General features: G+C 49.5%; 9 protein-coding genes. 2 read left to right on the forward strand and 7 right to left on the reverse strand.

Annotation, left to right across the window (positions count from 1 at the left end; all coding sequences use genetic code 11):
- Window positions 1–6 precede the first annotated feature (6 nt).
- From PREMU_RS02095 to PREMU_RS02110, 4 genes are read right to left on the reverse strand one after another with little or no spacing between them, the layout of a single operon-like run.
- On the reverse strand, window positions 7–1,266 hold the full coding sequence (locus PREMU_RS02095; protein ID WP_007572765.1) for a GDSL-type esterase/lipase family protein: 1,260 nt from the start codon (window positions 1,264–1,266) through the stop codon (window positions 7–9).
- Between the two features lie 56 nt (window positions 1,267–1,322).
- Window positions 1,323–3,539 (reverse strand): M6 family metalloprotease domain-containing protein, encoded by a 2,217-nt coding sequence (locus tag PREMU_RS02100; protein WP_007572766.1) that lies wholly within the window; start codon window positions 3,537–3,539, stop codon window positions 1,323–1,325.
- A gap of 33 nt (window positions 3,540–3,572) precedes the next feature.
- Window positions 3,573–4,505, reverse strand: coding sequence for a DMT family transporter (locus PREMU_RS02105; protein ID WP_007572767.1), 933 nt, complete (start codon window positions 4,503–4,505; stop codon window positions 3,573–3,575).
- 12 nt (window positions 4,506–4,517) lie between these two features.
- Window positions 4,518–5,651, reverse strand: a complete 1,134-nt coding sequence (locus PREMU_RS02110) for an AAA family ATPase (RefSeq protein ID WP_040557942.1) — start codon at window positions 5,649–5,651, stop codon at window positions 4,518–4,520.
- A 409-nt stretch (window positions 5,652–6,060) separates the two neighbouring features.
- On the opposite strand from PREMU_RS02110, the gene PREMU_RS02115 reads away from it, so the two are divergent.
- Together PREMU_RS02115 and PREMU_RS02120 are read left to right on the forward strand one after the other, a co-directional pair.
- Window positions 6,061–6,957, forward strand: coding sequence for an Rpn family recombination-promoting nuclease/putative transposase (locus PREMU_RS02115; RefSeq protein WP_007572769.1), 897 nt, complete (start codon window positions 6,061–6,063; stop codon window positions 6,955–6,957).
- Between the two features lie 81 nt (window positions 6,958–7,038).
- Window positions 7,039–7,299, forward strand: a complete 261-nt coding sequence (locus PREMU_RS02120) for a hypothetical protein (protein ID WP_007572771.1) — start codon at window positions 7,039–7,041, stop codon at window positions 7,297–7,299.
- Window positions 7,300–7,562: 263 nt separating this feature from the next.
- Here PREMU_RS02120 and PREMU_RS02125 read toward each other — a convergent pair whose 3' ends face one another.
- From PREMU_RS02125 to PREMU_RS02135, 3 genes are all read right to left on the reverse strand, one after another.
- The gene (locus PREMU_RS02125; protein ID WP_007572773.1) at window positions 7,563–9,218 is read right to left on the reverse strand and encodes a RagB/SusD family nutrient uptake outer membrane protein; all 1,656 of its coding nucleotides are present in this window, start codon (window positions 9,216–9,218) and stop codon (window positions 7,563–7,565) included.
- Between the two features lie 17 nt (window positions 9,219–9,235).
- Window positions 9,236–12,448, reverse strand: coding sequence for a SusC/RagA family TonB-linked outer membrane protein (locus PREMU_RS02130; protein WP_007572775.1), 3,213 nt, complete (start codon window positions 12,446–12,448; stop codon window positions 9,236–9,238).
- A 437-nt stretch (window positions 12,449–12,885) separates the two neighbouring features.
- Window positions 12,886–13,863 carry a DMT family transporter gene (locus PREMU_RS02135; protein WP_007572777.1) on the reverse strand — a complete coding sequence of 326 codons (978 nt, stop codon included), beginning with the start codon at window positions 13,861–13,863 and terminating at the stop codon, window positions 12,886–12,888.
- Window positions 13,864–13,914: the final 51 nt, after the last annotated feature.

Consider the following 13,914-nt stretch of genomic DNA (forward strand, 5'->3'; position numbering starts at 1 on the left):
AAAACGTTATTGTGTCTTAATGAAGAATTCAGCGGCATAGCGCCCCATTTCCTTGTAGCCTGCGGCATTGGGATGGAGCCGGTCATGGAGACATAGACCTTGACGAATAGCCGAGGGATGCTTGGGGTCCCGCATGAGTGCATCGAAGTCGAGGAAGCCGTCGGCCTGCTTCTGTGAGCGGATCCAGGCGTTGACGATGCGACGTCCCTCCTCGTGGTCGGCATTGTAATAAGCGCTGCCACCCATAGGCGTGATGGTGGCGAGGTACACCTTCTTGTGCGCCTGGTGACACTTCTCTATCATCTTCCGGTACTCCATGATGAGGTTGTAGGCGGTCACGACACCGTAACTGCTCGTACCGAGGTCGTTGATGCCCTCAAAGATGACGATGTCGGAGACGCCGTGCTGCTCAAGGATGTCGCGGTCGAACCGCTTCTTTGCAGCCTCGCCGTAGCCACTGTAGGTCAGCACGCGGTTGTTGCCGATACCCAGGTTGAGCACACCCCATTGCGTCGCCGCAATTTTCTTGTTGCCTACCTTTGCCTCCTCCTCTTCTTTCTGATGGAACGGTCCATTGAGCCAGAAGCTCATCTCGTCGGGCCAGCGGTCCTGATGATCTGTGGTAGATCCCTTGCCGTCGGTGATACTGTTGCCAATGATGGCGATGCCGCGGACATTGGTGGCCAGCACCTCCAAGGCTGCAATATTGAACCACTTCTCATAACGAAAAGCCTTGGAGAAGTCGGTCTCCGGCGTGCTTGCGCCTTTCAGGATAAAGCTCGTGGTGCGCGAACCCATATGTACGGTCGGCGACTTGGGTGCGATCTCATAGTTGAGGGTAATGGCCACTTTCTCCAAAGGCTTGAGATCGAAGGCCACGGCATCAGAGAAGAGGCTCTTGCCAGGCGGGATGACCACGCCGTCCTTCCCGCCAAACTTTAAAAAACGCGCTGTCTTGAGCTCCACTGCGAAGGAGTCCAAAGCATGCGAGATATAGACACTACGCAGCACCACTGCCTCAGCAGAATAGATATTGCTCAACTGAAGCCTCACTACCCTGCCGCCTACCGACACCTTTACGATCTGTCTCACAGAGCGATCACTCATCTGATTATTGTAAGGCATGAAGGCCTTGACGGGTACCTGCATGGCCGTGGCCCACGTACCTGTCCACTCTCCAATGACGGCACCATAGCCTACAGGATGGCGTGCACTCGCGTGGACAGACATGCACAGTAACAAGAAAAACAGTAACTTGCGCATCATACGGTCTGCAAAGTTACTGCTTTTCTTCCATTTTACCACAGCAAATGGCCGTTTTCCTACTTCAAGACCTTCTTTCCGCCAACGATATAAATGCTGCCGCTGGACAGCCGCTGGAGGTCATCGCCCACACGCCTGCCGTCAAGCGAATAGATGGCCTGACGGCCTGACGGAGTAACAACTTCAGTGTGTCGGATGTCTGTGCCGGTAGATTTGTTGGCTTTCCACTTCACCACGACGTCGTCTAAGAAGAACCTCCGGTCAGGGATGAACGCTATACGGCACCGTCCTGAGCCCTTGATACGCAGGTTGTAGGTAGTCCACTCGCCTCGCTTCATCGTAAGAAGTCCACTATCAATCAACGTCGTGTTATTTCCTTCTACACTGACGCCCAAATTAGTGCCATCAGCCGACGCGTTCCAACAAGCCGCGCGGAAAGTGAGCGTAACGGTGTCGGAAGGCAATGTGAAGGTTGGAGACCGCACATATCCAGACGATATCTGGTTTCCTTTACCAAACCGCGCGCACTGACTGGCGCCGTAACGGCAGTCGTCGATAAAGGGAGCCCCCATATCCCAGCCATTATTATCCGGATTGAAAAGACTGGAAGCGATGATGCCACTAAACCTCCCGTCATTGCCGCCTGTGCCTTTGCATTGGTCAAAGGTCTCTCTGAAGAGAATGCCGTTTTGTTTCTCATCCTGTCCCGTTGCCGTCTTCCGTACAAAAGAGAAAGCCATAGTGCTGTCGGCATTCTGTTTGATATTCTCAATGGCAACATGCATAAGGTAAGTACTATCTGTATTGGCATTCCACAAGGCTGCGGCAGGCAGTGAGCTGTCGGTCAGGCTATCGAGATCCTTATAGGGATAGGCAACGTGATAGTCCGATTTCTGATTGTCGGCATGGAAGAGAGAGACGCACTCGTGGTCATTATAGGAAGGCACCTGTGAAGCGCCCACATAATACTCCCCTCGTGTGGAATTCACCACATTCCAATACCATATATCCTTATCGTAATCGATATGTTCAATGAGCAATCCTGCGCCTGGGAGTGCCTTGTCAAAGTGCTTCCGCTGCCGGTTCTCAAGAATATAGTATTCGTTGCGGTTGCCTTTATTGTAGACGATATAGGTTTGTCCACCCTCCGACAAAGGCTTCATGTCAGTCACATCCGTATCGCTGTCGAGCTCCACGGGCTGCGTCCATCCGCACACCATTTTTTCATAGCCGGAGTATCCAGCCGGCGTAAACTCATCACCATTGTAGCAGCCTCGTGCCATCAGATCCCACGAGCCCATGCCGAAATTAGTACCGCCACTTGACGTGTCATACATATCGGGGAAACCCATGCAGTGGGAGAACTCGTGGCAGAAAATACCTATTCCCGAGAGTTGTCCCCTATAGCCCAGCTCCGACGCACACGCATAGGTATCGATCTTCACACCGTCAAGAGTGATCGCACCGGTGCTGTCGTAGCTCAAATGATCCATGTGCGGCCAAATATAATTACTATCCTTCGCATCGTTCTCACCTTTTCCCGCAAACACTACAAACACTTCTTCTACCTCTCCATCGTGGTTCCAGTCGTAGTCGGAGAAGTCCACGCTGTCGTTCACAGCCTTGCACGCTTCCCTAACCATATCAAAGGCATGCATATCCACGCCGTCAGCATCGTTTTGTCCATAGTATGAATAACCATGCGAGAGCGTCACAGGGCCTGCCACATCAAAAACAAGGTTAAAGACCCCACCACTCTGCTCCTTGAAATAATCGCTGACAGAGCCTTTGAAGCCATGCTCGCTGTATCCTTGCTCATTAGCAATACGGTTGAAAAGCGTCCTGGTGTTGCCGAAAGTGCTTTGGTCGAACTTCAAATCAGCAAACTCCACCAGAATGATCAGCGCCCGTCTGATGCCCACAAAAGCAGGAGCACCGTGTCCGAGAGTCCTGAAGGGCAACTCTCTAGCATCCGAACGCTGCTTGGTAGCAATGCGCTGGCGGGCGGCTGCACGCTGTCTTGCTCTCAACGCCATCTCTACAGGAGTGGTCTTCTGCCATTTACCCGAGGCGTCGGCCACATACCGCTCACCTTCTTCCGATTGCCACCAATGGACTTTCTCGTCACCGGAAAGCTCCACACTGACATGTGTGCCGTCGCTCAGAACGATCGTCTGAAAGATACCCCGCCTGGCAGGAACTGAAAAGGCGGTGGACACGGACAACAAAAGAAAAGAAACGAGAAACAACAATTGTTTCCAAGATCTTAGACGCATATGTTTAAAGGTAATAATTAGTCAATAAGCACATTATCTCTCATTCACTGTGGAGGATCGAGAAGAGGCACTCGACTTTCCGTTGGCAACATACAGCCCTAAGAGAATCATCGCGCTGCCCACGGCTGCCATCCACGTGAGACGCTCTCCAAGTACCACCGCACTGGCCACTACCGTGGAGACGGGGTTGAGATAGACATAGTTGCTCACGGCCAAAGCTCCAGCTTTCTGGCTCACCCAGCTCCACAAGGCAAAGCAAACAAAACTCGCGATGACACCTAAGAAAAGCAGATTGCCAAGCACTTCGGGTTGAAGGAGACCCTGCAAAGGGAAACTCCTGGGCCATAACAGATACCAAGGCAGAACCGTCAACAGACCATAGAAGAAGACCTTGCGCGTGATAAAGGCACTGCCGTAATGGCTGAGCTTCTTCAACAAGAGCGTATAGACGGCCCAACAGAAAGACGCTGTGAGCGCGAGGGCATCGCCAAGAGGATTAAGCTTCAAGATGATCTGACCGTTGAAGATGACCAGCGCGATGCCAAAGACCGACAGCAAACTGCCGCCCACAAGTCGCCGCGTGGCCTTCACATCACGAAAGACGGCAAGGGCCAACAGCATGGAGAGCAGGGGAGCCGAGCATACAATGAACGACACGTTGTTGACATAGCCTATCTTCACCGCCATATTCTCGGTCACGAAGTACAGTGAACCACCTGTGATTCCCAGCAAAGCCATCAGTCCCTCGTCCTTCCACGAGCCCGCAAAGAACTGACGGGGAAAGAATATCCACATGCAGACGTAAGCCAACAGGAAGCGTAGCGTGAATATCTCGTGTGCCTCCAAGCCATGATTGAGCAGCACCTTGGAGTTGACAAACGTCACACCCCAAGTGAGTACCACGAGGATGGCAATGAGATGATAGTGCCAAAGACTGCGCAGCTGCTTCATGAGTACTTCTTCCATTACAAATAGAGATTATAAACTCCTAAGCCATAGGGCAAAGAAAAGGTCAGCGACACTACACCCTTTCGGCGTGTGCAAGATGAGTTGCTTATCGGCAAGCGCATTCAAGGCGGTCTTAACACTGCTCGGAGCCGGCAAATGGTACGTCCGGATAAACTCCTGACTCAGAGGAGCATCGACCCTCTTTTCAGAGGCAATGGCACTGAGGAGCTTCTGCTGATTCTCCGTTAACCACGCTAAATAGTTTTGATAAGTCGCTGTCTGTTCTCCTATGATTTCTTGGATGACTTCATCAACAAGCGCCTTATCTATTCGAGCGTTATGATGATCGAAAATACCGTGAAGTATCGACTGGATATACCAGGTGATGCCTTCTGATGCATTATAAATATAGTGGAATGTGTCGGCATCAATCATGCGTGCGTCCTGACGCAGCATTTCATTAGCAAAGGTCAGATACTTAGCCTCATCAATAGGCTGCAAAGCCATGACCATCGAACTCTGGAAGAAAGGACGATTAGCGGAAAGAAACATCTCCTCCATCATGTGCTGACGGCTTCCTGAGAAGATGAAATAGACATTCGGAAGAAACTGAATATAAGAGCGGATCAGAGCCTCAGTACCTTTCTCGGGATAAGAGAGGATCTGCTGAAACTCATCGATGGCAACATAACAACGTCTGCCCGATACCTTCAGATATTCGAAGATCCGTTTCAGGCTTGCTTCACGCTCTGTCGGCTGAATGTTCAAAGAAAATGTCGGTACTCCCGTCAATTCATCTAATGTCATCGTAGGACGAAAACTACTAAAGAAAGCCTGAACATTGCGTAAAGCTGCTTGAGAGACAGTATCCAACTTACCAATAATTTCATTGGCAAGCAGTTGGACAAACTGCTCTAAGTTCTTTGTAGCAAAAATGTCTATATAGAAACACTTGATACCCTTATCAGCAGCAGCAAATCGATTGAACACATGCTGTATCAGCCCCGTCTTTCCCATACGGCGCGGAGCAATGAGTGTCACATTCCGCTCTCCGTGAAGCGTAGACATCAGCTTATCCGTCTCCGCCTCACGGTCACAAAAATACTCAGATCCTTTATACCCGTAGACCACAAATGGGTTGTTGAGCTTAGTCTTTACCATCATTACGCTTTTCCCGTTACGCAAAGTACGCAATAACGTTATTGATTGCAAACTTACATAAAATTTTCCAATTATACACCGGTTGGATAAATAAAAATGTTTTTTTTAGAAGAAAGGTACGAAATACATTGAAGAAAACCATCATCAAAGAATTATAATCTTACCGCTTTCTTCCACTCTTCTATTTTACACACCGCTTCTTCAACGAGAAATTCGCGCCGGTCTTAATAGGCTTACGAGAATCGAGCGCAAACGGCTACAGCGATAACCCATTAACAACCTGACTATGACGTAGCCCTCAGCGTTGTCTCATGACAAAGAATATGATGAAAAGAAATCATAAAAAAAGCCATTTTTCTTGCGTGTTTAAAGAATATAACCTATCTTTGCTATTGCAACAAAAGAAGATGCTATGAGCAAGTTTATTAATCCTTTTACAGATATCGGTTTCAAAAGAATCTTCGGTCAGGAAATGTCGAAGTCACTACTTCTGGATTTCCTCAACAACTTGCTCAAATCAGAGAGAGTCATTACCGATTTAACTTTTCTGGACAAGGAGCAGCCTGCTGAATATCATGAAGACAGATCGCTGATCTATGATATCTATTGTAAGACAGACACAGGCGAACGAATCATTGTGGAGATGCAGAACAAAGAGCAACCCAACTTTGTCGACAGATGCCTGTATTACTACTCGCAAGCAGTATCAAGACAAGGGGAGAAAGGTGCGTACTGGAAATACCGTATCGATGCCGTCTATATGATAGCCTTCGTCAACTTTCACATGGAAGGTCTGGGAGAAAACTTCAGGACAGATGTTGTGTTAACCAATAGACAGACTGGCAAGATATTCTCAGATAAAGAGCGGTTTATCTTCCTACAGTTACCCGCCTTTAATAAAGAGGCAAATGAATGTGAGAATGATTTTGAACGTTGGATTTTTGTATTGAAGAATATGGAAGTATTAGATAGAATGCCTTGGGCAGCAAAGAACTCTGTTTTCCGTAGACTTGCGGAGATAGGCGAGGTCAGCAATATGAGTAAAGAGGAACGCATCAAATATGATGCTGCGCTCCGTCATTTCCGTGATACTATCAGCGTGATGCAGGGAGCAGAAGATAAAGGACTAAAAAGAGGACGTGCTGAAGGACGTGCTGAAGGACGTGCTGAAGGACGTGCTGAAGGACGTGCTGAAGGACGTGCTGAAGGTATCCTTGAGACAGCACGCAAGATGAAACAGGGTGGATTATCCATTCAGCAGATCCAACAGTTTACCAATCTTTCTGAAGAAGAGATTGATAAATTGTAATACTGCTTTGGACCTGCACTTCTACGAAAATACTAAACGGACTAAGGGATAGATACTCGCTAACGTTGCTTATGCAAGAATATGGAAGTATTAGATAGAATGCCTTGGGCAGCAAAGAACTCTGTTTTCCGTAGACTTGCGGAGATAGGCGAGGTCAGCAATATGAGTAAAGAGGAACGCATCAAATATGATGCTGCGCTCCGTCATTTCCGTGATACTATCAGCGTGATGCAGGGAGCAGAAGATAAAGGACTGAAAAGAGGACGTTTGGCGACGTCTGCCAAACCATTCTACCACTCATCGCTTATTATCTCATTGTCGTATTTTATATTTGTGGCGTAAGCATCCAAAAGTTCTTGTCACAGCCCGTGAGTTATTTCACAATTGCTATTATCATGGAAGTTCAAGTCTTTGAAATAGTAGGAGAGAACCCCCTTGCGGTTTTCTCTTGTGAGGGTCAACAACAGAGAGGGTGAAAAGGAATCAAGTCTCGTTGTGCTATTGTTTCCTTTCAGTCCATTTATCAATTCTCATCCTTAAAACCAAAAGAAAAAGCACAACCTGCATGGGGCTGTGCTTTTAAGTATAGTGATTATAAGGATTGCCTATTCACCTGTTGGACTTGCCGAATTGTCGAAGCCGTGGTTGTAGTCGGTCTCGTGCTGTGGTGTAGCCCATACCCAGTTAGCATTGTTAGCTTCTACTTTCACTTTCGTGTAGCTTGGCACGTTGTTGCCTGTTGTACGGTCGAGCGGCAGATTCCAGCGCTTGAGATCGCTGTAGCCGAAGCCCTCGCCCCAGAGCTCGAGCTCACGATACTTGCGGATCTCCGCGAAGAGGTCGTCACCGGTCTTGGTGCACGTGTATTCAGGATCACGACCGCTCTTGGCATTCAGCTCTACGAGGTTGGCCTGCGCATCAGCAGCGTTGCCGAGGAAGTAGTTAGCCTCAGCCTCAATGAGCAGCATCTCCGAAGAACGGATAAAGGGAATATAGCCCACACCGGGAGTGTCGAACACGAAGAACTTCCACTGTGAACCCATAGGCAGACGACCTAAGAAGTCTTTGCCTGCTGAGGGATGCGCTGTCAGGTAAGGTGTAGCGTATGAACTTGTGTATGCCTTGTGAATGCTGTCCATATAGCTGATAGCCTTGTTGTAAGCTTCCAGCGTGGCAGAATTGGTATCGTCATAATTGAGATACACCGTGTTTTCATCGTCGCTCCATCCAATCTTGTCCTGTGTGAGGAAGAGGTGCTTTCTGATGTCGGTGTTGGGGATCTGACGGCTCAGCGCATCATTCATCTGTCCACCTCCATACCATGTGCTGGAAGCAATATATCCATTGGCAGAGAACTGTGTGCCATAGCTCCAGTACCAGAGTTGTTCAGAGGCGTCACCATAGCTTCCCATAATCCACTCGGAAGTAGGCTTGCAGAAACCGGCCTGATAATCGGCATTACTCATCAGAGGATAGCCTTCACGGGCAGCAACAGCCTGTGTCAGCGCTGTCTTATAGTCCTGACGGGTGAGCGCTGCACGGGCATAGACGGCATGGGCGGCGTTCACATTCGGAATCCAGATATCGGAAGTGCTGCGCTGATAACCGCTCTTTTCGAAGAGAGAGATAGCCTCCTCGCAGTCTTTGTAGATCTGCGCATAAGTATCGGCCATCGAAGCAGGTGCGAGGTCGCCCGTCGACTCGTCGATACGCAAGGGCAGCACTTTCTTGGCACCGTTGTTGCTATCCTGCCAGCGCGGAGCATAATAGTGGAGGAGCTTCTCGTAGGCATAGGCACGGAAGGTAAGAGCAGCGGCCTTGTCGAAATTCTTCAGCCCCTCTTCACCCGTAGCCTTATCGATATTCGCGATAATAGTGTTTGCCTGCCCGATAATGTTGTAATAGTAGTTGTACGCGTATTGCGAGTATGACGTGTTGTTGCGCTGCGAGTACTGGAGATTCATGATTGGAGCCCATCCCGATGCATATGCATTATAGAGATAGTTTTGCGAACAATAGTTCTCGTAGAGGGAGATGACGCGGTTCTCGCCGGCACAACCTTGGCTATAAGCATACTGCTGGGTGGACATCGTTTTTGCGATACCGTTGAGTGCCTTATAGGCATTCTTGGCTGTTCCTATGGCAGTACCAGTACCTATCGACTTTGTCGGAGTAGTGTTCAGATAGTCGCTGCCGCAGGAGGCCAGTATGCCCGCACCAAACACGAGGCAACCGGCTATGATGATATTGATATTTTTCATGTTATTGATTCCTTATATTAGAAGTTAACCGCCAGACCGATGTTGAACACACGAGAGGTGACATAAGTAGTCTGCACGGATCCGATGTTCTCCGAATTGTTACCAAGGTTGGTGTTAAGATACTGTGGATTCAGACCCTTACGTGCAGAAAGCGTGAAGAGGTTCTCGGCACTGAACTTGACCTGTACGCCGTCGATGGCACCTGCAAAGCAGTTGAGCCAATTCTTCGGAAGGTCATAGGTGAGGCTGAGGTTCTTGAACACAAGGTAAGAAGCATTGGTCAGCCAGCGGTCACTCGTAGCATTGAGCTGTGTGTCGCGGTTGAAGTCGAGACGTGGCACGCCATGGGCATCAATACGGTCGGAAGAAGACTCTGTCATCCCCTTGGGTACGGTTTTCCAGGCATTGGCAACATCAGCATGCAGAGCTGCACCATTAGTAGCTGAAGGCACAGACATCAGATCGGCATAAATGCCATCATAGATCTTGCCACCGAGTGAATAGGTGAACAGCATCGAGAGGCTCAGCCCTTTCCACGAGAAATTAGTGTGGAAAGAACCATACACAGTCGGGTCAGCATGGTCGTGATAATCACGAAGACCGTAGGTCGTATCGGTGGTATAATCGGTACCGTTGATCGTCACGAGCTCCCCCGCATTCTTCGCAGCATCTTTCTTGGAGGTGTCGAGCGTATAAAGAGAGTTACCGGTCATCTGGTCTACACCAACGAAATGATAGGTATAGAAATCATAGATAGAACGGCCCTCAGCATAATTCTGCATGCCAGACAGAATTTTGTTGCCGCCAGGCAGCTTGATGATCTTGTTGCCGTTGAAGGTAGCATCAAGACCGGCATTCCAGCGGAAACCTCTGCTCTTGAGAATATCCACGTCAGCAGAGAGCTCAAGACCCTGATTGCGGATGGTGCCGATGTTCTTGTAGACCGTGAGGTTGCTTGACTGATCATTGTAAGAGAACGCACCTGCAGAGTAAGGCAGACGCACGGGGAAGAGCAAGTCCTTATTGCGACGGTTGAAATAGCCCACCGTGAAGTTGAGACGGTCGAAGAGACGACCCTCCAATGCCACATCAATGGTCTGTGCTGTCTCCCATTTTATGTCAGGAGCAGCAAGGCTCTGTTTCAGGAACGCAGCGTTACCGCCATTCTTGTCGATATAGTAAAGAGACTGATAAGCGTAGAGCCCCACACCGGCATCATTGCCCACCTCGCCGTAAGAAGCACGGAAGCGGAGGTCGTTGACCCAATCGATATTCTCCATGAAGTCTTCCTTCTTGACGTTCCAGTTACCACCGAACGAGAAGAAGTCACCCCAACGGTTATCGGGACTGAAGCGAGAACTGCCGTCTCGACGCCATGAAGCATCAAAGAAATATTTCTCATCGTAGTTGTAGCGCACGCGTGCCATATAAGACTCTGTCTTGTAGTCGGAGTTGTAACCGTTCAGGTACGAGTTTGTGAGGAAGTTACTCATAACGAGAATGCCGTCAGCAGCAGCATTGGTGTTCATACCATTGCTCAGGCGCATCTTGCTGGAGTTGTTCTCATGTCCGAGCATGGCGTCCACATGATGCTTACCGTACTCATGCGTCCAGTTGAGGAACTCCTGCATGGTATAGTCCTCATACTCATAGTCGTACTGTGTCAGACGGCCGTTGTTGGTAGCACCGTCGCCGATGTTGGGGTTGTTGTATTGCATGCGGTTGTTCGTACGGTTGTTCATGTTGCCGCGTGCTGTCAGACTGAAGTCGTAGGGCAGGTTGAGCGTGAAGTAAGCCGTAGCGTCAATGGTGTTGCGGCGATACTCATTCACATCGTTGCGCAGCTCGTAGGCGATGTTTCGGTTGGTAAGGTAACCCGAAGTTGTATCGTACTGCTTGTTGCCATTCGCGTCAAAGGCATAGCTGCCATCATTGTTGTGCAGGAAAAGCGGATAGACCGGAGCCATCATACGAGCAACGTAGAAGGGGTTGGCATAATAAGAACCGTAGGCCTGTTCGTTTCCATGACGCTTCGAGACAGATCCCGCGAGGTTCACACCCGTTCGCACCCATTTGTTAGGCGTGTAGTCGGCATTGAGCCGTGCGGTATAACGCTTATAGTCGGCAGCGAGCACATAGCCGTTCTCCTTGGTGTAACCCACAGAAGAGAAGACGCTTGCCTTCGAGGTGGAATAAGATCCGGAGAGTCCATAGTCCTGACGGCTGCCTGTACGCTGGATATTGTCTTCCCAGTCGAGATCATCATATCCGGAACGCACGTTGGCGGTGACGTTGCCGTTGGCGTCAAACAGCTTGTCATCATCGGCATCGAAGATGTTGCGCTGCACGACATCGCGGATGACATGCGAAGAGGCATAGGCGGCTGCGTTACTCTCGCTCATATTCTTCGCTCCGCTCATCATGCTGTGCTTCAAAGCCTGCCAGTAAGACTCCATCCAAGGCTTTGCGGAAAGGCGGTCATACTCGCTGATACCACGTGAAGACCAACCCTGATTGACGTTGAGCGTGAGGTTCAGTTTTTCGTTTCCTTTACCGCTCTTTGTCGTGATGATGATGACACCACCGGCAGCACGGTTACCGTAGAGGGCTGCAGAGGCTGCATCCTTCAGCACCGACATGGAAGCGATATCGTTGGGGTTGAGGTCCGAGATATTACCGTTGTAGATAGTACCGTCAACGACATACAACGGGTCGTTGGAACCATTGATGGTTCCGATACCACGGATACGGATCTGCGGCTCCGAGCCCGGCTCACCGTAAGAGCTGTTCACCTGGATACCCGGCGCACTGCCTTCGAGCGCCTGAAGAGCATTGGTAGAGACGTGTTTCTCAATGTCCTTTGCATCAATAGCAGTTACGGCACCGGTGATTGACTGACGCTTTGCCGTACCATAAGCTACTACAACGACATCGTCAAGAGTGCGGTTGTCGGCAATCATCGTTACCTTTATGCCCTGACCGGCTTTCACCGTCTGGTTTTTCATGCCGATATAGCTGATATCCAACTTGGAGTTAGCAGGAGCGACGATAGAAAAATGTCCGTCCGTATCAGTAACAGTTCCGGTCTTTGTGCCTTGAACTCTTACCGCTGCCCCGATAACAGGGTCACCGTTCTCGTCAATGACGGTTCCGGAGACTGTGGATTGCGCCAGTGCCACTCCCGTCATCAGGAACAGACCGGCTAAAAGCATCGTAAGTCTTTTTAGCATAAACTCTCTGTTTTTAAAAATTATATTATCTTTATTCTCTCTTGTTGTCTTGTCCCCCTGCATACCTCGGGAGCGGAAACGGATAAAAGTATATTATACTCTTAACTCGTGTTATCCTTATGGGATTAGATTGCAAAATTAGCTTAATTGGATGATTTGGCAAAATAAAATTTAAGAAAACTGCCTAATTTTAACATTTGATCTGTCGATCTGTCGAAAAGAACCCGAATGTCTTCCATTTGGACGCATCGAGGGAAGATTCGGCACGTGCCGGAGAAGCGTACGACACGTGCCGGAAAAGCGTACGACACGTGCCGAAGAAGCGTACGACACGTGCCGGAGAAGCGTACGACACGTGCCGGAGAAACGTACGGCACGTGCCCGACGGTAACTCTAAAGGATGTCTGGGTGGAATTTGTGCCAGCTAATCATAACCATTAGTGTTTCGATGACTGCGCTGACGTCTCCGAGTGATTACTAACGAGATAAGCGCTCAGCAATACCAGTATGAGGGCGACAGGTTTGTCCCATGTCAGCACATCCTGACCAAGAGCAATCGCCACGAATGATGCTACGACAGGCTGCAGATTTGTGTAGACGCTGACTGTCGTGGCCTTGAGATAACGAGAGGCAAAAGGTATGGCGAAGAAACCAACCACAGTAGCCAGAACCACGATATATGCCATTTCCAGCACCCCACTCCACTGCCAGGCACGGCTGTAGAGCGTGGAATGGGCGAGGTCGCCCCAGGAAAACGGCAGGATGGCAACAGAAGACACGAGAAAGATCCACTTCATCTGTGTCACGGCAGAGTAACGTGCCGACACACTGCGCGTAATGATGAGATAGACGGCCCATGTCAGCAGGCTCAGCAAAGCGAAGCCAATGCCTATGACATCGTTCTTTCCTGTACCGTTCTGCCAGTTCTTTACGACCATGAGCATGGCTCCGAGGATGCCGATAACTACTCCTGCGACCCCCTTCTTAGAGATGCGTTCACTGATAAAAAGCGCAGCACACGCCATGGTCATCACCGGTGTGAGCGTGGCAATGAACGAGACATAGGTCGGTGTGCTGTAGTCGATGGCCCAGGCCGTGAACGTCTGCGAGACAAGGAAACCTATCAATCCACCAATCATAATGACGAAAAGATCGCGCGGCGTCACCTTCTCCTTTGGCATGAACAGCGAGACTGCCCAGAAAATAACCGCTGCGCCAATGCACCGTGTCGCCATCCACGCCAACGGCGACACCCAGTTGTCGAGGAGCAGTTTAGTGATAGGGACTCCCAATCCAAAGATAAGATTGGCTATCAGCAATGACATGTGAGCCATCGTGCGGTGAGAGTTGAGAGGTGAACGTTGAGAGTTGAGAATTGAGGATTGGGAGTTATGATTACCTTTAGAGCTATACATTTCTGATTTGGGATAATATGGAAGAATAATTTATATAAAATGGAAAAGTAA

It is taken from the genome of Hallella multisaccharivorax DSM 17128, assembly GCF_000218235.1.
In the GTDB taxonomy this organism is placed as follows: domain Bacteria; phylum Bacteroidota; class Bacteroidia; order Bacteroidales; family Bacteroidaceae; genus Prevotella; species Prevotella multisaccharivorax.

Coding starts and splice junctions, on each gene's coding strand:
- PREMU_RS02095 (WP_007572765.1), bottom strand. CDS start 1,266: ATGATGCGCAAGTTACTGTTTTTCTTGTTACTGTGCATGTCTGTCCAC.
- PREMU_RS02130 (WP_007572775.1), bottom strand. CDS start 12,448: ATGCTAAAAAGACTTACGATGCTTTTAGCCGGTCTGTTCCTGATGACG.
- PREMU_RS02120 (WP_007572771.1), top strand. CDS start 7,039: ATGGAAGTATTAGATAGAATGCCTTGGGCAGCAAAGAACTCTGTTTTC.
- PREMU_RS02105 (WP_007572767.1), bottom strand. CDS start 4,505: ATGGAAGAAGTACTCATGAAGCAGCTGCGCAGTCTTTGGCACTATCAT.
- PREMU_RS02100 (WP_007572766.1), bottom strand. CDS start 3,539: ATGCGTCTAAGATCTTGGAAACAATTGTTGTTTCTCGTTTCTTTTCTT.
- PREMU_RS02125 (WP_007572773.1), bottom strand. CDS start 9,218: ATGAAAAATATCAATATCATCATAGCCGGTTGCCTCGTGTTTGGTGCG.
- PREMU_RS02115 (WP_007572769.1), top strand. CDS start 6,061: ATGAGCAAGTTTATTAATCCTTTTACAGATATCGGTTTCAAAAGAATC.
- PREMU_RS02110 (WP_040557942.1), bottom strand. CDS start 5,651: ATGATGGTAAAGACTAAGCTCAACAACCCATTTGTGGTCTACGGGTAT.
- PREMU_RS02135 (WP_007572777.1), bottom strand. CDS start 13,863: ATGTATAGCTCTAAAGGTAATCATAACTCCCAATCCTCAATTCTCAAC.